Annotated in this window: 17 protein-coding genes; 10 read left to right on the top strand and 7 right to left on the bottom strand. The window is 54.4% G+C overall.

Features of this window, described 5'->3' with window-relative positions; translation table 11 throughout:
- Nucleotides 1-1058: 1058 nt before the first annotated feature.
- The 3 genes from Pla144_RS13350 to Pla144_RS13340 all read right to left on the bottom strand — a co-directional run bounded on the left by Pla144_RS13350 (nt 1059) and on the right by Pla144_RS13340 (nt 4744).
- Complete coding sequence (locus Pla144_RS13350; protein ID WP_146451191.1) at nt 1059-2237, bottom strand: UDP-N-acetylglucosamine--N-acetylmuramyl-(pentapeptide) pyrophosphoryl-undecaprenol N-acetylglucosamine transferase; 1179 nt, start codon at nt 2235-2237, stop codon at nt 1059-1061.
- A 267-nt stretch (nt 2238-2504) separates the two neighbouring features.
- The gene (locus Pla144_RS13345) at nt 2505-3011 is read right to left on the bottom strand and encodes a hypothetical protein (protein WP_146451190.1); all 507 of its coding nucleotides are present in this window, start codon (nt 3009-3011) and stop codon (nt 2505-2507) included.
- Between the two features lie 56 nt (nt 3012-3067).
- Nucleotides 3068-4744, bottom strand: a complete 1677-nt coding sequence (locus Pla144_RS13340) for a Mur ligase family protein (RefSeq protein ID WP_146451189.1) — start codon at nt 4742-4744, stop codon at nt 3068-3070.
- A 302-nt stretch (nt 4745-5046) separates the two neighbouring features.
- On the opposite strand from Pla144_RS13340, the gene Pla144_RS13335 reads away from it, so the two are divergent.
- Nucleotides 5047-5754 carry a PTS sugar transporter subunit IIA gene (locus Pla144_RS13335; protein WP_146451188.1) on the top strand — a complete coding sequence of 236 codons (708 nt, stop codon included), beginning with the start codon at nt 5047-5049 and terminating at the stop codon, nt 5752-5754.
- A gap of 20 nt (nt 5755-5774) precedes the next feature.
- Nucleotides 5775-6608 carry a hypothetical protein gene (locus Pla144_RS13330; RefSeq protein WP_146451187.1) on the top strand — a complete coding sequence of 278 codons (834 nt, stop codon included), beginning with the start codon at nt 5775-5777 and terminating at the stop codon, nt 6606-6608.
- 45 nt (nt 6609-6653) lie between these two features.
- On the opposite strand, the gene Pla144_RS13325 is transcribed toward Pla144_RS13330, so the two are convergent.
- The 3 genes from Pla144_RS13325 to Pla144_RS13315 all read right to left on the bottom strand — a co-directional run bounded on the left by Pla144_RS13325 (nt 6654) and on the right by Pla144_RS13315 (nt 9127).
- Nucleotides 6654-7388 (bottom strand): ImmA/IrrE family metallo-endopeptidase, encoded by a 735-nt coding sequence (locus tag Pla144_RS13325; RefSeq protein WP_146451186.1) that lies wholly within the window; start codon nt 7386-7388, stop codon nt 6654-6656.
- Nucleotides 7389-7628: 240 nt separating this feature from the next.
- On the bottom strand, nt 7629-8387 hold the full coding sequence (locus Pla144_RS13320) for a DUF2076 domain-containing protein (RefSeq protein WP_146451185.1): 759 nt from the start codon (nt 8385-8387) through the stop codon (nt 7629-7631).
- A 257-nt stretch (nt 8388-8644) separates the two neighbouring features.
- Nucleotides 8645-9127: a TspO/MBR family protein gene (locus Pla144_RS13315; RefSeq protein ID WP_146451184.1), complete on the bottom strand. Its 483-nt coding sequence runs from the start codon at nt 9125-9127 to the stop codon at nt 8645-8647.
- Nucleotides 9128-9270: 143 nt separating this feature from the next.
- Here Pla144_RS13315 and rimO point away from each other — a divergent pair, with 143 nt between their 5' ends.
- The 8 genes from rimO (at nt 9271) to ligA (ending at nt 16795) form a co-directional block, all read left to right on the top strand.
- Nucleotides 9271-10656 (top strand): 30S ribosomal protein S12 methylthiotransferase RimO, encoded by a 1386-nt coding sequence (gene rimO / locus Pla144_RS13310; RefSeq protein ID WP_146451183.1) that lies wholly within the window; start codon nt 9271-9273, stop codon nt 10654-10656.
- Between the two features lie 98 nt (nt 10657-10754).
- A complete protein-coding gene (gene pgsA / locus Pla144_RS13305) occupies nt 10755-11384 on the top strand; it encodes a CDP-diacylglycerol--glycerol-3-phosphate 3-phosphatidyltransferase (protein ID WP_146451182.1) in 630 nt (209 codons plus the stop codon).
- Between the two features lie 79 nt (nt 11385-11463).
- A complete protein-coding gene (locus tag Pla144_RS13300) occupies nt 11464-12498 on the top strand; it encodes a CPBP family intramembrane glutamic endopeptidase (RefSeq protein WP_146451181.1) in 1035 nt (344 codons plus the stop codon).
- A gap of 97 nt (nt 12499-12595) precedes the next feature.
- On the top strand, nt 12596-13735 hold the full coding sequence (gene ispG, locus Pla144_RS13295; RefSeq protein WP_146451180.1) for a (E)-4-hydroxy-3-methylbut-2-enyl-diphosphate synthase: 1140 nt from the start codon (nt 12596-12598) through the stop codon (nt 13733-13735).
- A gap of 42 nt (nt 13736-13777) precedes the next feature.
- Entirely contained in the window at nt 13778-14038 is a 261-nt protein-coding gene (locus tag Pla144_RS13290; RefSeq protein WP_146451179.1) for a hypothetical protein, read from the top strand.
- The gene (locus tag Pla144_RS25570) at nt 14028-14216 is read left to right on the top strand and encodes a type II toxin-antitoxin system RelE/ParE family toxin (RefSeq protein ID WP_146451178.1); all 189 of its coding nucleotides are present in this window, start codon (nt 14028-14030) and stop codon (nt 14214-14216) included. Before Pla144_RS13290 ends, Pla144_RS25570 begins: the two co-directional genes overlap by 11 nt.
- Nucleotides 14217-14399: 183 nt before the next feature.
- Entirely contained in the window at nt 14400-14786 is a 387-nt protein-coding gene (locus Pla144_RS13280; protein ID WP_146451177.1) for a cupin domain-containing protein, read from the top strand.
- On the top strand, nt 14783-16795 hold the full coding sequence (gene ligA, locus Pla144_RS13275) for an NAD-dependent DNA ligase LigA (protein ID WP_146451176.1): 2013 nt from the start codon (nt 14783-14785) through the stop codon (nt 16793-16795). Before Pla144_RS13280 ends, ligA begins: the two co-directional genes overlap by 4 nt.
- A 136-nt stretch (nt 16796-16931) precedes the next feature.
- On the opposite strand, the gene Pla144_RS13270 is transcribed toward ligA, so the two are convergent.
- A complete protein-coding gene (locus tag Pla144_RS13270) occupies nt 16932-19277 on the bottom strand; it encodes a tetratricopeptide repeat protein (RefSeq protein ID WP_146451175.1) in 2346 nt (781 codons plus the stop codon).
- Nucleotides 19278-19435 lie beyond the last annotated feature (158 nt).

The raw sequence follows: 19435 nt of genomic DNA, 5'->3' as shown, positions 1-19435 counted from the left end.
ATGATACAAATCTTGGCAGCTTGCATCAATTTATTGAACATGAGGTAACAAAGAAAACGGAGGGAATGGAAAGGATAGAATCAGGAACACTAATCCACGCTAATCAGTGCTAATCCAGGTTAGTGAAGATTAGCGAAAATAAGTGCTTCTTTCTTTATTACTTGCATTCTCTCTGTTAGCTTGGTTAACTCCTGTTCCACGAATTTTGGTTACGGCTAGGTCCCGCTCTGGATTACTCGTTCCGGCTAACGGCTTTCCCCCTCTCTCCACTCGTCACTTTTTTAGTAGAAATTGTGCCACTCTGGTTAGTACAATGTGTCTTGCCATCCACCAGGCAAGTACCTTGATAATCGAATTGTTTTATTGTTGCCCAAGACCGGCGACTGGGCTAGAGATCCGTCGGTAGAGCGCCTGGCCTTCGATGGCGTGAAGCGATTTAGTTTTGTCACGCGGAGAGGTAGTTTTGTGTTACAAAACTCACAATACTCGACGACCCCGGCAACGACGTAAACCTCAACCTAACAACGCTTTGCGGAAAGCCAGCCCCACGGAAATGGAGGGGGTTTTGTTTTGGAAAAAAAGTTTTCTATGAAGAGACCGTGACAAAACCCCCACCGCGGTGCGCAGAAGCAAGCAAAGTTAGTTAGTTTGCGCTGCTGCGGAGTCGGCGCTAGTTGTTAGGCGCTGGGCGCTAGTCAGAGTGAACTCTTGGCAGCTTCGAACTAGCGCCCAGCGTCTAGTTGCTAGCGCCAAACCGCTCACATGAATCGTAGCGTATCAAAATCCCAACCCCTAACCTCTAATTCTGCTCCCCGGAGCCATAGTTTTTGTTTAAAAACTGTGGGACAAACACTATAAAACAAGGGGTATGACGAGGGTTATTTAACAAAAAAAATCGGATTTCGATAAATAAGGCGTGACAAAACCTGCCCCGGTGCGCAGAAGCAAGCAAAGATCGTTGGGTATGCGCAGCTCGCGGTCCCCCGGCGGATGCTTTATCCGGATGGTCACTTTTTGTTTAGCGTTTGAAGAATCTAAGCGAAGTAGCTGTCGCTTCCCTACGCTGCCAGCAGATCGCCGCGCGTGCCGAAGAGGGCGACTTGGATGGCTGCGGCGATTTCGGCGGAAGCATCGGGGCGGGCCATGCTGCGCATGTTGGCCGACATCGTCTTGCGCAGGTTTTCGTCGACTAACATTGGTGTGATTTCGCGTGCCAAAGCCTTGTCCAGCGAGCCGGCCTGCGAGCTTTCGTCGATCAAACGACATGTTTTGGAGGCCACGTAGACCTTTGCATTGGCAAGCTGCTGGTCGTCACGGGCGTGAGAGTAAGGCACCAGCACAGCCGGCACGCCAGCCAGTGCCAATTCAGCTAGTGTGGTTCCACCCGAGCGACACACAGCCAGATCGCTAGCAAATAGCACCGAAGCAATTTCATCTATATAGGTGACGGCCAAGGCCTCGACGCCAACCTTGCGATAACGGCTTTCCGTTTCCTGCAGTTGGCCTTCGCCCGTTTGGTGGACGATTTGCCAGTCAACAAGACATTCCTTGAGTTGCGCGAGTGCAAAAGGCATGGACTCATTAAGCGAGCGAGCGCCCCCTGCCCCACCCAAGATCACCATCCGCCTTTGACCATCCCTGCCCAGTCTGCCAAACGGAAGGGTCTTCGCGTCTCCCCCTTCAGTTCTGCTGGCAGAGATTCTTTGGTACATTTGGTCGAATGCCGGTCGGGCAGGGTTGCCCGTTACCTTAACTGGCGCTTGGATGTGTAGGTGGGGGCGCACTTCTTCAAAGGCGGCACAAACCATGGTCGCAGCACGCGAGAGCCAACGCGTGGTACGGCTCGGAATGGCGTTTTGTTCCAGCAAGATAAAAGGGATTCCCTTCTCTGCAGCGGCCCGCACTACGGAAGTGCTGGTGTGACCTCCCAAGCCTACTACTAACGAGACACGTTGCTCGCGCAAGGTCCATTTGGCCGTGCAGTAACCGGCAAGATTATCCGTGACGAACCGCAGAGCCTGCAAAGGATTCTGCGGCAAGGGTTTCGAGGGAATCGTGAGATACTGGTATCCAGCCGATCGTACCGCATGCCTCTCCCGGCACTTACCCGGCCCGGCAAATGTTATCTTTGCCTGGGGCATGAACTGAGCCACCTTCGAGGCCACCGCGATTCCAGGAAATAATTGTCCGGGGGCACCTCCACCGGCGAACATGATGTGGGGAGAAGCGGCCATCATTGCAAGACTCGCAGGGTGTGACAGGGAATGCCGCAGAAGAGGATGCCGGCAAAATAAATCCGCTGAGCAGCCGGGGCAACGCAAGCGTTACCCCGGCGCTCAGACATAAGCTTCATCGTGAAGCACCTGTCAGGCAGCTGACCCAGAAGCTGCCCCAAACAGGTAATAATGCTCCGACCCCAGGGAGGGCAGTTTGTCAGACCCCGCAATCCAACAAACTAACGATGAAGCTTCAACATTATCGACAATATTTCGAGTAGGAACCTTTCAGGCAGCCGTCTGGACGGAATTGGAAGCCCGGCGGTCCAGTAAATCAACCAACTGATCACAAGCGTGCTGCTCTGCCCCGAGCAGCAACACCGTGTCGCCCGGCAAAAGGCGATTCGCGAGCAATTCACATGCTGCCTTACTATCTTGACAAACCACCACATTTGCCAAATCAAGCCCGGAATCACGAGCACCAATTGCCACTTCGCGACCCGATGAACCACAGCTAATGACGATGGTTCCACATCCCTCGGCAACGATCGCCTGTCCTAGCTGGCGGCCAGCCGTGAGGCGCGAAGTATCGCACATCACAATCCGTCGACCGGTTGCTCGGAATCCTCGCAGTAGCTCCAGGGCATCGGTCATTTCCATGTGGGTGACATTGCTGGCACAGATCAGGGAAACACCCTGAGCGACTCGCACTTCCATCGCATCACGCGGAATACGTAGGTGAGTGACTTTGCTGGGGGGGGCTGGTTCTAACATCAGTGTGTCGGTCCATTCCATGTGAGTCGGGAATCCTGTCTAAACAAACGGGTGATTTATGCAAGCAAAAAGTGGCATCAGGCGACTAGGCGAAGTGGTACTTGCTCCGTGCGGGCGTAAAGCACCCTGCGGGCGGTGGCGGCATCGCCTTGTTCGGATTTTGGGGCAAATGAACCGTAGGCACGCTGGGGTTCCCAACGGCTTCCGGCAATCACCACCACATCGCCCGGCTGAGCGACGGCCAGGGCACAGGCGATCGCTTTGCGGCGATCGTCGACGACTTCCACTCGAGCACGTTGATGGCTATCGCAAACACTCATTTCCTCAGCCGGAAACGAACGTGCGATAATGGCAACATCCGCCATTCGAGAAACGACGTGGGCGACGGCAAGTTGTTCCGAGTAAGTGGCACTGCGTGGGTCACCGAGTACGCAGATCACGCGACCTGTACTCAAATGACGGGCTGATCGCAGGCTTGCCCGCAAGGACTCCGCCGTATCAGCAGCATCTACGAACACAGGAAAGCCTTGTCCGCAGTCCACACGTTCCATCCGTCCTGGCAAGTTCTCGACCGCCTCGATACCAGCGGCAATCGTTTGGAGATCGATTCCATACGACAGAGCGATTGTCGCTGCAGCCAGGCAATTGGAAAGATGGTGCTCGCCGATCATCGTCGTACGCAAAGCTGCAGATTGGCTCCCTGCTGAGATCGTAAACTCTTGTTCATTGCTGTACTCAGCAATCAGCTCACCGGTGATTTCAGCCTGGCCTTTTGTGCCAAAAGTCAACGAGGGACCATCCACGTGATTTAACCACTTAATGCTTACCGGATCATCAGCATTTAGCGTGACCATGCCTGCCGGTGCCAAGTGTTTGAGAATACTCTTTTTTAGATTTCGGTAGCTTTGTACGGAGTTGTGCAAGTCGAGGTGTGCATCGGATACATTGGTTACGCACACAGCATCGAACTCGATGCCGGCGTAGGAGGCATTGCTCAACGCTTCGCTGGATACTTCGACGAAGGCATGGGTGCAGCCAACAGCCACCATGCGCTCTAGTCGGGCAGCCAATTCGGGGGCGGCAGGTAATTCGATCCCTGTCGAGTGCGACATGCCATCGTAACAACCGAGGCCACTGATTTTGCCACAGTGTTTGCCGGCCATCGCAAAAATGGAATCCAGCAAGGCAATAACAGTAGATTTGCCATGGGTGCCGGTCACGGCGACGACTGCAATTGACTGGCTAGGTTGACTAGCGAGTGCCTGGCACAGTTTGCCAAAGGCAACTCGGCTGTCATTGACGAGATAGGTAGGAACATCAAAGACGGGAACTGGCTCTTCGCAGATCATCGCAATCGCACCACGCGCAACTGCTTCCAAGACACTGCGATGCCCGTTCTCTTCACTACCAGCAAGTTCTGGCAGGGCTACATACACATCGCCCGGCTCGACCTGCTGCCAATCGCTAGTGCAGGAATTGGCAAACACTTTGCCTTCGCCTGTACGCGTCGCGTCAGGAAGTAGACGGTCCAATTCAACGGTACCGCACGTATTGGCGGTAATTAGTCTAGTCGCGTGCATCTTTTCAGGCCTCCTTGCCTGGGAGCCGACACCATAGCCATTGCGGGGGCGTGGTGCCTGCTCTGACGAGCTCGCCGCGAAGAAATCCATCCCTTCGCGTTCACCTTGGCCGACTACGAATCCTGGCTGGGATTCTTCGCTGGCGAGTTCCTCCTGGGTGAGTTCTCCTGCCAAGGCGAAGCGGATTGTGTCGATTTGCCAGAACCTGTCAAGGCGACTTAGCGGCTCACCTAATCCGCTGTGCTATCGAGACACCCACGCGAATCATTTCTCAGTGTTTGTCGATAGATTTTGGCCAGAATGGTCTCCCCGTGCTCAGCAAGAATTCTGCTATACTCAGCTTATTCTGCTAGCGTAAGCGGAGTATCGTCGCCCGACTCTCCGAGTCGGATAGGTTAACACTCCGACTCGGAGAGTCGGGCAACAGATAACAATCCAGTCATTCACGAGGAATTGACTTCCGAAAGTGTTCGATCGTGGCCGAAGAAGATTTTGACATCTCGACTCTGGCAGCTTATCTGCACATGCTGCCTGCGCAAGTCATTCGACTCGCCGAGCGAGGAAAAATTCCCGCCAGGCGAGTAGGGGGCGATTGGCGGTTCTCTGCTCACGAAGTACATCTCTGGCTGGAAGACCGTATTGGTCTCTCCGACGATTCCGAGTTAGCGCAAATGGAAACGAATCTGGAACGCACGGATAAGCAATCCGATGGCGAGATTTCTATCGCGGAACTCCTGCCTGTCGAGGCAATCTCGCTGCCACTTGTGGCTCGCACCCGAGGGAGTGTGATCTCGGCGATGGCAGACTTAGCATGCAATACAGGTTTGCTCTGGGATCCCGTGAAAATGGCGGAAGCCGTCGCAGCGCGCGAAGACATGCATCCCACGGCACTGGATATCGGCGTGGCGCTACTACATCCACGTCGCCCCCAGACTTCGATTCTTGGGGGTTCGATCCTGGCCCTGGGAATCACCAGCCAGGGAATACCTTTTGGCGGAGCAAGCGGCCTCACCGATGTGTTCTTCTTAATATGCGCTACCGATGACCATGAGCATCTGCGGATCCTCGCCCGACTGAGTCGCATTATCAATGATGCTGATTGGCTCGCGGAGTTGCGCGAAGCTGCGGATGCCAAAGATGCCCATCGTTTGATCGCTACGCGAGACACCGAGCTTAGTTCCTGATTCGGGCATAAACGATTACTATGCTATCGCCCGCTGAAAACTCACGAACCGTTGAACTCGAAGCCGTGATCGATGTTCTGCTCGTTGGCGCTTGGAATACTGTCGAGTTCGCGGACCTGTTACCGACGATCACCGCAAGCAGTTATTGGCACCGAGCCAGCGACTGCGCTCAGGCTGTTGAGCTACTGACGGAGGGTAAACTCGCGCCTGAATTGATTCTGCTCGCTGATCCTTTGCCTGATACTTTCAGTGCGGAAGATGTCGAATCGCTGCTGCATGCCGCGCCACTCGCCAGGTTGGTCGTGGTGGCTGGCAGTTGGTGCGAAGGGGAATTGCGAACCGGCACGCCACTCACCGGAGTGTTGCGCCTCTATTGGTACGAACTTCCCGGTTGGTGGGCTGCGGCAATTCAAGCTAACGTGGATGGTGGTTGCCCCCCCTGGTCGCACCCAATGGATGGCCCCTTAGCAGGTCGTATCGTGGCTGGAGGCCAAGGAACACTAACCGGAACTGTCGCCATTGATTGTAAATCGATTGCCTCTTTTGAAGCGATCTCCAATGCCTTGAGTCCTTACGGTGCGGACTGCCACTGGACACCACGAGGAAAGTTAGGCCAGTTGCCTTCGCAAGTGACAGCAGGGATCTGGGAAGGTGGGCAATTGGAGCCTCTTGAAGTAGATCGCATGCGGACCTTTTCGCAAGCAATTCGCGAGCGCGGCGGAATCGTGGTAGCCCTCCTGGATTTTCCTCGCAGGGAACATGTGGAAATCACCCGCGGTGCCGGGTGTCATGCGGTGTTCGGAAAGCCGTACATTGTGAATGAGTTGGTCAGTCGGATCGCAACGTTAAAATAACTCTCATGGATTGGCTCTATATAATGTTGCTGGCCTGGGTGTCGGTTACCAATCCTCAAGCTCAGTGCGCATGATCTCGCGGCGCCAATCCGGCTCATGTACCGGCCAGCAACGGATGTCTCGTAACCCTTCCGGTAAGTTAGTTAGTTCCAATCGACACGATTGGCCGCAACTATTTGTTGCACTCCAAGTCTTGTTTTCTGCGAATGTTATCGAAGGTGGTTTGCCCAACACATTGCTTCGCCGCCAGATGAGCTTGCCTTGGTCGAACAGCGAGACAATCACTGAGGGAGACATTTGCAACATGCGTCGGGCAATCAGCTCGTGGCTGGCAGAAGCGTAGACCTGCTTCAATTCCAGTAAATCCCAGTCCAACATCTCGCCATCCGCTTGAAACCAGTCCCAGGGGAGCAGCAAGGAGCCCGCCAACTGGTTGGCCATCTGCTCACGGGCCGCCGTCGGAATGTCTGCCAGAGAAATCCCAAGCACGGCGAACACTCGTTGTACTGCAAACTCGCCAACTTCGTGAGCTACGGCCCAATGCCGACGTTCATTCCGCGCGTCATCTGCGAGGAGGATCGTCCCATGACTGCGAGGGTTCAATCGAACAAACCTCGCCCGCACTTCCGACTGCCCATCTTGAGCAACAGTCAAACCCAGGCTCCTGGCTAATAGAAACGCGTCAACCGGTGGCCGCTCGATCCCAGCCTCGGCCAGCAGTTCTTGCGCACACTGTTCAACGGTGGTTTGGATTTGTTCTGTGGGGATGTCGAGAAGCATGAGAACTGCCTAGGCTGATTAGTGTACATGCGTATCTTACCCCAGATCGTGAGCAATGCAATCACTTTTGTTGAGCATTCCCAGTTCTCCAGAGTGCCAAGGAGTGCATTGATTCTGTGGGCGAATCGACGCTAGCCACTGGTAGGAGAATGTCTGCCGAGAGCTAGCGACGAACCTTTCATGTAGGACTCGATGATCGAGGATCAGGTGGTTCAATTACCAGAACGATCTCATGTGCAGCTACTCGCCTGCTGGAGCATCGTTTGCCGGCGCGGCTGACGCTGGGGCAACTTGTTGGGCTGGAGGCTGAGCATCGCGGCTGGTGGCCCATTCGCCAAGATCGATACCCTCTTCGCCACGAATGAAGTTCCGCGGATCATCTCGGGGCAAGTCACCTGGCAAACTCATTGCCGCCGCCACCTTCCGACAGTAGCCTCGTGGGCTGGCTGGATCGACCACGGCCTCCAGTGGATCAAAGCCTGGAAAAACACCGATAGTGACAACCCCCAAATGCCGCATGCGGCGGGCCGCCGCCAACTGCTGAGGTGTCGGATATTGATCTTCTCTGGCAGCTGTAGCTTGGCTGCGCAGCTCTGCGATGCGTGCAGTTGCTTGGCGCCTCGCCTCACGCTGGCTAAGCGACCGCTCAACCATCAGCTGTCTGGCCAAATGCTCGACCTCGCGGCCGAGTAAATCATTCGTCCTTCGCGCCTGATATCGCTCCAACCAATTTTGCATACCCTCGGGAGACAACTGCGAAAGTTGTGAAAGGAATTTCTGCCCCTCCGCCAGACTCGTCTGAGCAGAGTGCCGGCAGAATTCTTCCACAGCGGCACGAGCAGCGACCATTTCGGAACTATTCCAAATCTCCTTTTGCTCTTCGCTGTAGTTTACAGTGCCTTCGTCTTCGCTAGTGGCAGCATCATAAGCGCGCCGCTGAGGAGGTGTTGTCTGCGGCCGTAGGTCGGTGCGCAGGGATCTAGCCGTTGGAATCTGCAAATTGGTTTCCTGCTGACGAGGTCTAGCAGGTAAAAACAAATTTCGCTCGGTACGATTCGTACTTTGCTGTGGAAGTTGCCTAAGCGGGGGAACCGGCGAGTTAGCAACTTCCTCTGGGGGCCGAGAGCAAGCCTCCTGCCGATTAGCAAGCGCCCCAAAGACGATCGCAAAAAATAGAAGAGTGCGAATCATGACGGAAAGTATAACGATTTGACGGGAGAACTGTCAAATTTGCAGAGTTGAGTATCTTCTTGAATTCAACCGCTATTAAGTCGCCAGATGACGAAGTTGAGAATCGCTGCGAAACTTACCCACGCTAGGTAGGGCGTCATTAACCACCCAGCCAGTCTTGAGTGGCGGAAGAAGGCCGCTGTGGTCGCGATGATTGCCAGCCAGAGCAGAGCGATATCTGCGAACGCCCAACCCAACTGATGGAAGCGGAAGAAAATCCACGACCACGCAAAATTCAGTAAGAGCTGCAAACTGAACAAGTTGAGCGGCAAAGCTACAGCTTGGTATCCGGCCGGTTTCCAGACGAGCCAGGCTGCGATGGCCATCAGGATGTAAAGCGTTGTCCAGACTGGGCCGAACACCCAGGCGGGGGGATTCCATGAGGGCTTGGTCAGCGTCTGGTACCAGCCATCGATTTCGGGCGTCGTGGCAAGAGCCCCTAGCCCTCCTGCGGCAAGGCAGACGAGTACGAAGAAAATCAATCCGATCCAACGCTTACGTTCATTCATTGTTAGCTTTGACTCCTGATTTCAGGTGGTCCGGAGATTTGCCATTCAAATCTCCCTTCTGCTGCCATGTTTGGAGCCTAGTTTATAGCTTGGAGTTCGAGTACCATTGATCAATTCTACACATATTCAGTTAAGGCCTTTCTGTGACCACATCCTACAGCACCGAAACAGACCGCAACGGACCTAAAGGGCGTTATGCCTTTGTGAGTCTGGGCTGTCCCAAGAATCTTGTCGACAGCGAGCGGATGCTCGGGATGTTGCAGCTTGATGGCTATCAGCTGGTCAACGAACCGCAGGGGGCCGACTTTGCCATCGTAAACACTTGCGGCTTCATCGAACAGGCGCGGCAAGAATCGTTTGCCGTCATTGACGAGATGTTGGAACTTAAGCGGCAGGGACACCTTCGCGGAGTGATCGTGTCGGGTTGTCTTGCCGAGCGACAGAAGGAATCGCTGTTAGTCGACCGGCCTGGGATCGATCAGTTGGTCGGAGTCTTTGGGCGCGAGGAAGTTACTAAGGTTGCGGATCGTTTGATTGGGGGACTCTCTGAGCAAAGAAGCGTGTTTCAACCTGCGCCAACGCACACGCTTCCCGACACCTCGCGGCTGCGGATCACACCTAAGCACTTTGCTTTCTTGAAAATATCTGAGGGTTGCGATCGGCTTTGCACCTTCTGCGCGATTCCCAAGATGCGTGGCAAGCATGTCACCAAGCCCATGGAGACTGTGATCGCTGAAGCGCAAGAGTTGGCCGCCGACGGGGTTCGTGAATTGGTGATCGTGGCCCAAGACACGACCTACTACGGACTCGATCTTTATGGCCAGACGAGACTGCCCGAGCTACTGCGGGAACTGGAGAAGGTCGATGGACTCGACTGGATTCGGCTGATGTATCTATATCCGATGTATTTCAGTGATGAGTTGATCGACACGATTGCCGAGAGTGAAAAGATTTTGCCTTACTTAGACATGCCTCTCCAACACGCCAGCGACCAGATGCTCAAACGTATGCAGCGTCGCGTGACACGAGGCGAAACCGAGACACTGCTGGGCAAGCTTCGTGAGCGAATTCCACAGCTGGCCATGCGAACGACCTTTATCACGGGATTCCCGGGCGAAACAGACGAACATTTTTCCGAGTTAGAGGCCTTCGTACGGGCGCAGCAATTCGAGCGATTGGGTGTCTTTACCTATTCTTATGAACCAGACACGCCAGCAGCCAAATTGCCTGACCAATTGCCAGAGGAAGTCAAGTCCGGCCGCCGCGATCATTTGATGGGTGTGCAACAGGAGATTGCATTTGGCTGGAACGACGCACAAATTGGCAAACAGGTCGATGTGATCATCGACGCCGCTGTACCGGATGAACCGACTGCATGGATTGGCCGCTCTTATGCCGATGCCCCTGACGTGGATGGCGTCGTCTACGTAACCGGGGCAGGACTTTCGCCAGGTGCGCTGGTAAGATGCGAGATAGTAGCCCGACAAGAGTACGACCTGGTAGCAGTAGCCTGCGGCGAACCAACTTGAAGCAGTTGGGGAATGGACGGAATCTGGGAATGCAGGAAGTAACCTCATTCCTCCCATTCCTTCCTTCCCCATTCCAGTCATTCCTTCATTACTTTCCCATGTCTGAACCAATTACCTCACCAGCCACTCCATCCGTGCTGAATGTGCCGAACCAACTCACGATGGCCCGCATCGTGTTGTCGTTGGCGTTGTTTTTTTTTCTGGTCGCAGGGTGGTACAAGACAGCTTTGGTCTTGTTTGTCATCACGGCAGGTACCGACTGGCTTGATGGCTATTGGGCTCGCAAGTATGCCCAGATTACGCAACTCGGCCGAGTGATGGATCCGTTTGCCGACAAGTTGTTTATCTGTGGAACCTTCGTGCTGCTGTCGGCCGTGCCGCGGTTGGCAGACGGCACGCTCCCTTCGGGGATCCCTGCGTGGATGACCGTGGTGGTGGTAGGACGCGAACTGTTGGTTACCTCGCTGCGGGCATTCGTCGAACAGCAGGGGGGCGACTTTTCCGCCAAGTGGATTGGCAAATGGAAAATGGGGCTTCAATGCCTTGCCGCGATTTGGAGCATGGTTCAGCTCACCTACGTCGATCAAGCGACGGACGCTTGGAGAAGTGCACCATCGACGTGGATGACACAAGGCCTCACGGCAGTTGTCTGGGCCATGGTCGCGCTGACTCTCTATTCGGGCGTGAGCTATGTTCGAGCCGCCGCGGGTAGATTCCAGGAGAGCTAGTGTTTTGTTGCCCGACTCTCCGAGTCGGATAGATTAACAACCCGACTCGGAGAGTCGGGTAACTGTGGACCAAATAGCCATGTCCGACGAGATGTCCTCAGCAGCATTCCTGGTCATGTTTGCGGCCTCGATCGCGAGTGTAGGAGCGTTGCTGGTTCTCTTTGAACGCCACATAAGTGGCAAACCCTTGCTGGCTTATCAACCGCGGCAGCGCGTCCCGTGGCAGTCGGGCATTGTGATGTTGGTCATGTTGCTGACCTTTTCTGGAGTGATCTTCTCAATGCTGGGCGGAGGGAAAGATCCTGCGGGAACACCAGAAATCGATCCTCGTGTGCAAGTCGAGGACCATGAGAAATCAGAGGAAGCAGAATTCGACGCCGCTGCCGATTCGGATGATACGAACGAGAAAAACGCGACTGCCGAAGAATTTATCTACAATAGTCTGGGAACCACCGCGTTCTTTATGTTGTTGGTGGGAATGCTGGGAGTTTGGCTACATGTTTCTGTGGGTGCGAATCGTAGCGATCTTGGCTTGCCGAGTAGTGGGTCGCAAGCACTCTGGGATATTGGTATTGGGATCGTAGCCTGTGCCGCCTCATTGTTGCCTATCTATGTGCTGCAACTGAGTCTCACGATTATACTTGAGCCAGAAGTGGAGCATCCAATTATAGAGCAACTCACCGAAAATCACTCTCCAGCGATGCTGCTGGCTGGGTTCTTGCTGGTCGTTGTAGCTGCGCCTTTGGGGGAAGAATTTGTCTTTCGTCTGTTACTGCAAGGTTGGCTTGAACGCTGGGAAGATGAAACGATTGGCTATGCGGGGAGCGACCGCCAATTTCTCTCCCTGCATATTGATCCTACCGAGTTATCTGACTTGCCGAGTCGAGGAGTTCTCACCACCCTGCCTCACGGATGGGTGCCGATCCTCATTAGTGGGACACTCTTTGGGCTCGCGCACTTGGGGCATGGAGTTTCGCCAGTACCACTGGTGCTGTTTGGTATTGTGTTGGGATACCTCTATCAACGGACCCATCGCTTGGTCCCCTCAATCACCGCCCATGCCTTGTTCAATGCCTATTCGATGACGATGTTGTGGTTGCAACTGGGGGACTGAGTAGGCATTTCCAGTATGGGATGAATTTCCTTACAATTGCATAGTCGCTGCCACACGCCCGTAGTGTTTGGCAAGCAACAAACTAGGATTTGTTAACGTGAACATTGATCGCAATCCAACTCGCCCCGTTCAAATTGGTTCAGTCACCATCGGTGCCGAGCATCCGATCGCCGTGCAGAGCATGACCGCCACGCATACGCAAAATGTGGACGCAACGGTTGCACAGGTTAACGCCTTACACGAAGCGGGAGCCGATGTGGTGCGGATTGCGGTGGACAACGAGAAAGATGCGGCAGCGCTCGCGGAAATCCGTCGTCAGACGAACGCAAATCTCTCGGTCGATTTGCAGGAGAACTATCGACTCGCGGAAATCGTCGCCCCACATGTCAATAAGGTTCGTTACAACCCCGGGCATTTGTACCATCATGAGCGAACCAAGACTTGGCAGGAAAAGGTCCGCTACCTGGCTGCCGTGGCTGCCGACAATGACAACGCGATGCGCGTGGGAGTGAACTGCGGCAGTGTCGATCCAGATAAGCTCAATCAGTATCCCGAGGAAGATTCCATCGGCCCGATGCTTGATAGTGCCCTCGAGCATTGCCGACACCTCGACGAACTTGGCTTCACGCGGTATTGCGTCTCGCTCAAGGATTCCGATCCGCAGAAGGTGATCGAAGTAAATCGGCGATTTGCCGAAACGCGACCCGATGTGCCATTGCACCTGGGAGTGACCGAAGCGGGCATGCCTCCCGACGGGATTATCAAGACCCGCATTGCTTTCGAACAACTCATCAGCCGAGGCATTGGTGACACCATTCGTGTATCTCTCACGGTCTCGAATCCCCGTAAGCCAGAAGAGATCGCCGCTGGTCGTCAGATTTTAGAAGACATAGCCGCCGGTCGTGTCCGCTCGGTCGTGGACTACGGCCTCGATACGCTCAACATTATCAGTTGCCCAAGTTGTTCGCGGGTCGAGAATGAGGCATTCATCGATCTGGCCGAGCAGGTCAAAGAAATGACACGCTATGCTGCGGATCACGCGATCACAATTGCCGTGATGGGTTGTAGAGTGAACGGCCCCGGCGAAACCGACGACGCTGATCTCGGGCTCTGGTGTGGTCCGAAGTTTGTGAATCTTAAGAAAGGAAGTGAGTCGCTAGGGCAGTTTGGATATGATGAGATTTTACCGCGATTGAAGCGGGAATTAGATGGGTTGATTGCGGTGAACGCAAAGTAGTTTTGACTGGAAGGTCGGTATCCTTGGTGGTATACTTCAACTATGCAAATCCCAACTTCGCCAATAACGCCTGATACGGAATCACTGCTTCAAATGCACGGAGGCCCTCTCTCGCTAGAGGGCCAACATGGCAAATATGTAGTTATGCGAACGGATGTCTATGAGGCCATGCTCGGTCTTGAAGCTGATGAGGAGGCCGAGACACTCGCCTCAGTGCGTCGCGGAGTCGCCGACGTTCAAACAGGGCGGACTCACGACGTTGAAGCTGTCTTCAAAAATCTAATATCTCGGCATGAAGCATAGAGTTCGGCTGACCGATGAGGCCCAGCGTCAGATTGAGACGATTAGCGATTTCATTGCTATCGACTCAACACCCAATGCAAATAGATGGTTGAAGAATTTGCAGAAGCGGATTGAATCGCTGTGCAATTCTCCCGAAAGTCACGCAGTTCTTTATTCGGCAGAAGTCGCTGGATTCTAAGTGAGACAGACTTTCTATGGCGTTTATCGCATTCTATACTCGATAGACTAGGACGTCGTTCATGTCCTGACTGTCCGACATGGTGCGCGAAGGCAGATCGGACCAGATGAATTAGGGGAAGAAGTATCGCGATAGTCCAGGGATAGAATTCGCCGGTTTTTTACTCTTACAAGGTCCATCTCCATGAAAATAAAACACACTTCTGAAGTCCCCAGCAATAAGGTTGAAATGGAAGGTGCCACGGGTTGCCAGGTACAGATCCTTGTCGGCAAGGACGAAGAGGCACCGAACTTTGTGATGCGCCAATTCGAAGTCGAACCCGGAGGGCATACGCCAAAGCATTTCCACGATTACGAACACGAGATTTTTGTCGTCGAAGGAACGGGCGCCGTACTCGAAGGGGATGTGGAACATCCCTTGAAGCAAGGTGACGTCGTATTCGTATCCCCCTCGGATGTGCATCAATTTAAGAATACGGGTTCTGTGCCGCTAAAGTTTCTCTGCTTGATTCCCAACTCCGCCACGGCCAAGAACATCACAGTCGTGCCAGAGTGTGGCCTGGAAGAATGAGCAAAGCTGCCGACGAGATCGAAAAACTCCGCGACGAGATTCGCGGCCATGATGCCCGCTACTATGGGGCGGCCGCGCCGACGATTTCCGATCTCGAATACGATCGGCTCATGGACCGACTTAAGGAACTTGAAGCTGCGCATCCAGAGTTAGTGACGCCCGATAGTCCCACACAACGGGTCGGTGGAGCACCCGTGGATGAGCTCGACTCGGTGCGGCATCTTGTGCCGATGATGTCGATCGACAACACCTACAGCCTCGCCGAATTACGCAAGTATGGCGAGCGCACGGCCAAATTACTCCCCGAGGAGCCTATCGAATGGGTCGTGGAACTCAAGATCGATGGCGTGGCGATGTCGCTCATTTATGAGCAGGGCAAATTGGTACGCGGCGTCACCCGGGGCGACGGCACGACCGGTGACGATGTGACGCACAATGTTCGCACCGTGCTGGGTGTGCCGTTGCGCCTCACCGGCCATGATGTGCCGCCATTGGTCGAGGTCCGTGGCGAGGTCTATATGACCAACACTGATCTGGCAAGACTCAACACCGAGCGAAAAAAACAAGGGCTCGAAGCCTATGCCAACACACGCAACGTCTCAGCCGGGAGTATTCGCCTGCTGGACCCCCGCATCTGTGCCGAGCGGAGGTTGCGACTTTTTTGCCACGGAGTAGGACAAATCGAGGGGTTGCACGCGACGACCCACATGGAGTTCCTCCAGCAACTCGCCGACTGGGGTCTGCCGGCAACTCCCCATGTCGAGTGTTTTCCCGACTTCGAAGCAGCGATTACCCATTCCGAAACTTTGATCGAACGTCTCCACGAACTCGATTTCGAAGTGGACGGTTTGGTGCTGAAGGTGAACCGCTTTGACCAGCGTGCTCGGCTGGGATCCACCAGCAAGAGTCCCCGCTGGCTGATCGCCTACAAATTCGAAAAATACGAGGCGGTCACACAGCTCAATGAAATCCGGGTCCAGGTTGGCAAGACCGGCACGATTACACCTGTTGCTGAACTGGAACCCGTAGAACTGGCTGGCACGATTGTCAGCCGGGCGAGTTTGCACAACGCCGACGAAGTAGCTCGCAAGGATGTGCGCGTGGGGGATACGGTAATTGTCGAAAAGGCGGGCAAGATCATACCACACATCGTGCGGGTTGAGACCCATCTGCGGCCTGAGGGAGCAGTGCCATTTGCTTTTCCCACGCATTGCCCCGAGTGCGACAGCGTTCTGGAAAAGGACGAAGGGGGAGTATATATCCGCTGCCTGAATACCGCCTGTCCGGCGCAACTCCGCGAGCGACTGCGGTATTTCGCCAGTCGAACCGCGATGGATATCGAAGGACTCGGAGAAAAGTTGATCGACCAGCTCGTCTCAACGGGATTGGTGAAACGATTTGCCGATCTCTATGAATTGACGGTAGCACAACTAGCCGAACTCGAAAGAATGGGAGAGAAGTCCGCCCAGAATGTAGTCGATGCGATTGAAGAAAGCAAAACTCGCTCATTGGCCCGACTCTTAAATGCACTTACGATTCGTCATGTTGGGACTCGCGTTGCATCGATTCTTGCAGAGCGATTTCAAACGATGGCTGTCCTCAGTGAGGCGAATGTTGAGCAATTGAGCGAAGTCGACGAAGTCGGCCCGATCATTGCCGAAAGCGTGCACCAGTTTCTTCACAATGAATACGGACGCGAGACAATCGCGAGCCTGGCAGCCGCGGGCGTTAACATGGAAACCGCTGTGGAGCCTACCGCTATTGCGGAGATTCAACCCTTTGCTGGCAAGACTTTCGTCGTGACAGGAAAACTTGAAAAATACACCCGCGACGAAATTCAGGAAATGATCAAGCGATTGGGGGGGCGAGCAGTGAGCAGCGTTTCATCGAGCACGGACTTCTTGGTCGCCGGGGAAAAATCGGGAAGCAAGCTCGCCAAGGCCCAAGAATTGGGAGTCGCCGTGCTTAGCGAAGCCGAGTTCGATACAATGTGCGCAGGGAGGGAATGAATTTCCTTCAGGTAGAAGCGCTCGACGTATCCGCACTACGCAAAAAAACAACTATCCCCATGGTAGTGCTTTTCTTTCTTCACTCACCTCTCCATAGGAGAGGTGGACTCCACAATTTGAGACGGCCGAGTATGTATTAGTTGTCGCTCTTGCCAATCGCCGCCTTCACTTCCGGCGAGAGTGTTGTCCCAAGTCGCTCAGCACGTAGAACAAGCTGGCGAGCTTCCTCGCGTTTTCCTTTCTGCCATAGAAGTAAACCAAGGTTGTAATTGAGTTGTGCAGCATCGGGATACTCGGCAAGCCCCGCGCGATAGGCCCGCTCGGCTTCGCCGTTCATGCCCAACTGGGCCAGTAGCCCGCCGTAGTTGGCACTTGCGTTTGGATCGCCCGGCCGGAGATCCAACGCTTGTTGATAGGTTCCCAAGGCGGAGTCGAATGCTCCTAGCAGGTAGTAGGTATTGGCCAACTGCAACTGGGCGGCGAAATGGCGAGGATCGAGTAGCAGGGCCTCTTTGAGATATCGGATTGCCTGCATCGGTTCATTGAGCTGGAATTGAGCCAGCCCCATTTGATAGTTCAGCTCGGCAGCTTGGGGCCTGAGTTTCAGTGCGCGTTCGAGTGGGGCGACTGCACGCTGGGGATCTCCGGCCGCGTTAAGGGAGGCCCCTAAGACGGTCAACACGCGCCAATCGTTTGCATTGTCCGCGGCCAGAAAACTGGCGAGCTCAACAGCTTCGTGATATCGACCGGCTCGGTTGAGCAAATGAATCTTGCCAAGTTCGCCTGTGAGCGAGTCAGGGAAACGCTCGGCAAGAATTTCGTACAACTCCACTGCCTTCTGGGTCTGATTCTGCAAGAGGTAGAAATCCGCTAATTGTTCTAGAGGTTCGGACGTGTCGGGACCAAGCTCCACAGCAAGCCGTAATTCTTCTTCGGAACGATCATGCTCTCCCAGGCGTTGGAGAACGAGACCCAGATCGCAGTGATGAGACCATTGGTCCGGAGCAAGCGCGACCGCTTGCTCGAATTGTCGTTGGGCATCAGTCAAGCGATTACCCAACAGGTAAGCAAGGCCCATATCGGCGTGGGCTGTGTGTGAACGTTCGCGGAGGGCCAAAGCTTGCTCGGCATGGACAATGGCCTGATGGGCATTTCCACGTGACAAGGCATCACGACTCAGCAAAGCATGGCATTCGGGGAGATTGGGGGTCAATGCCGCTAGGGCGACCAACCGTTGTGATTCACCCCCTTCCGGCTCACGCAACATGCGTTTTCGCTCGGCAACAAGTAGACCTGCCACAATTGCCAACAAGACGGCCCATTTGGCGGCATGGACCACTGCGGGAACGGTAAACAGTGGTATCGCATCACTCGTTGGTGTATCGACTAGATTTTCCTGGGTCTTCCGTTCGCTCACCTTCCAGATGAAGCCATCGAAGTAGAAATGCAGGAAGGAAGATGTAACAAATGCAGCAACCAACCATTGGTAAGCGTTTTGGCTCCCCGCCGAAAAAATGTAGGCATTCGAATCGACCGTGAAAAAGCGAATCGAGCTGTAAGCAGCGATGGCGGCCAGATACAGCCCCAGCATGCTCCAGCGATCTTGAAAGAGAAAACCTAATGGTCCAAACCGGTCTCCGGCGCGGTTGAATAGTCGTTTGTTATAGATCCAAACGATGGCATAGTATTGCACGGCATGGTAGATCTCGAACATTGCGATGCCGATCAACAGGTTGACCGAGAGTCGCCCCGTGTACCAGAAGAACCATCCTGTGATCCCTACCAGTAAGATTTTAACCCAGCTTACCGGGTAACCGGCTCTGTGGAGTCGCAGCAGGTTCATAAAGTACGCGACCAGGATCACACCTAGTGCGCCACCTACTAGTAACCTTAACCAGTCCATCCATATCGGTCCGAAGATTGGCAAGCCCGACTCCCACATGGTTTTGGCGATGCCAAACATGCGGGCATCACTAAACACCACGCCTGCAGTGAATATGGCCAGACAGAGCCAGTGGTCGAGTCGGGCAGTCCAGCGGTCGTTCACTCCCCGCCGCAGGTCGTAGATTCGCATGAATCCATAAGTTTGCATCAACCCATGCCATGTGCCCCACAGCAGTAGGACCAGCTCCAGCCCGTGTAAATGTTGCCAGGGCAGGTGGAGCGATTCAGCCAGCCCCCGAGGAGGCGTAAAGCAGAGGGCCATGGCAAACACCAAGGGGGGCACCAATAGAAACCGCAGGCGATATCGCTGAAACAGCTCTCGATCACCGTAGGCCCTCATGAAGCCCGGTAGGTGGTGTCCCAGGGAGGCAAACGAAATGACTGCCAGGGAAACTTGCTCCGGAGTGAGCCACTGCCGCCCGAGGATCAGGATAACCGGCACTATGAGAACAGGCGTAATTACCACATAGGTCATGTCCCACCAGGGGGATATGATCCAGCTCTGAGGTCGGGCAGTGACAGGCGTTCTATGCGTCATGGACAAGGCAAATCAACATGAAGTGGAAAAATCGGTTCCTATCACTTAAGTATTGCACTCTCCCTTTGCGAGACCTCCCGTGTTTGGGGAGAAAACGGAGAAATCGACCGGGAATCCTGCTACTGAGTCCATACTGTAGGGCATCACTGGCAAAACCG

It is taken from the genome of Bythopirellula polymerisocia, from assembly GCF_007860015.1.
In the GTDB taxonomy this organism is placed as follows: Bacteria; Planctomycetota; Planctomycetia; order Pirellulales; family Lacipirellulaceae; genus Bythopirellula; species Bythopirellula polymerisocia.
This window is presented reverse-complemented; position numbering and strand designations above follow the sequence as displayed.

What these genes read in the sequence shown, in the direction of transcription:
- Pla144_RS13350 (WP_146451191.1), bottom strand. Translation starts at nt 2,237, where the DNA reads ATGATGGCCGCTTCTCCCCACATCATGTTCGCCGGTGGAGGTGCCCCC.
- Pla144_RS13345 (WP_146451190.1), bottom strand. Translation starts at nt 3,011, where the DNA reads ATGGAATGGACCGACACACTGATGTTAGAACCAGCCCCCCCCAGCAAA.
- Pla144_RS13330 (WP_146451187.1), top strand. Translation starts at nt 5,775, where the DNA reads ATGCTATCGCCCGCTGAAAACTCACGAACCGTTGAACTCGAAGCCGTG.
- Pla144_RS13325 (WP_146451186.1), bottom strand. Translation starts at nt 7,388, where the DNA reads ATGCTTCTCGACATCCCCACAGAACAAATCCAAACCACCGTTGAACAG.
- Pla144_RS13315 (WP_146451184.1), bottom strand. Translation starts at nt 9,127, where the DNA reads ATGAATGAACGTAAGCGTTGGATCGGATTGATTTTCTTCGTACTCGTC.
- pgsA (WP_146451182.1), top strand. Translation starts at nt 10,755, where the DNA reads ATGTCTGAACCAATTACCTCACCAGCCACTCCATCCGTGCTGAATGTG.
- Pla144_RS13300 (WP_146451181.1), top strand. Translation starts at nt 11,464, where the DNA reads ATGTCCGACGAGATGTCCTCAGCAGCATTCCTGGTCATGTTTGCGGCC.
- Pla144_RS13290 (WP_146451179.1), top strand. Translation starts at nt 13,778, where the DNA reads ATGCAAATCCCAACTTCGCCAATAACGCCTGATACGGAATCACTGCTT.
- Pla144_RS25570 (WP_146451178.1), top strand. Translation starts at nt 14,028, where the DNA reads ATGAAGCATAGAGTTCGGCTGACCGATGAGGCCCAGCGTCAGATTGAG.
- Pla144_RS13280 (WP_146451177.1), top strand. Translation starts at nt 14,400, where the DNA reads ATGAAAATAAAACACACTTCTGAAGTCCCCAGCAATAAGGTTGAAATG.
- ligA (WP_146451176.1), top strand. Translation starts at nt 14,783, where the DNA reads ATGAGCAAAGCTGCCGACGAGATCGAAAAACTCCGCGACGAGATTCGC.
- Pla144_RS13270 (WP_146451175.1), bottom strand. Translation starts at nt 19,277, where the DNA reads ATGACGCATAGAACGCCTGTCACTGCCCGACCTCAGAGCTGGATCATA.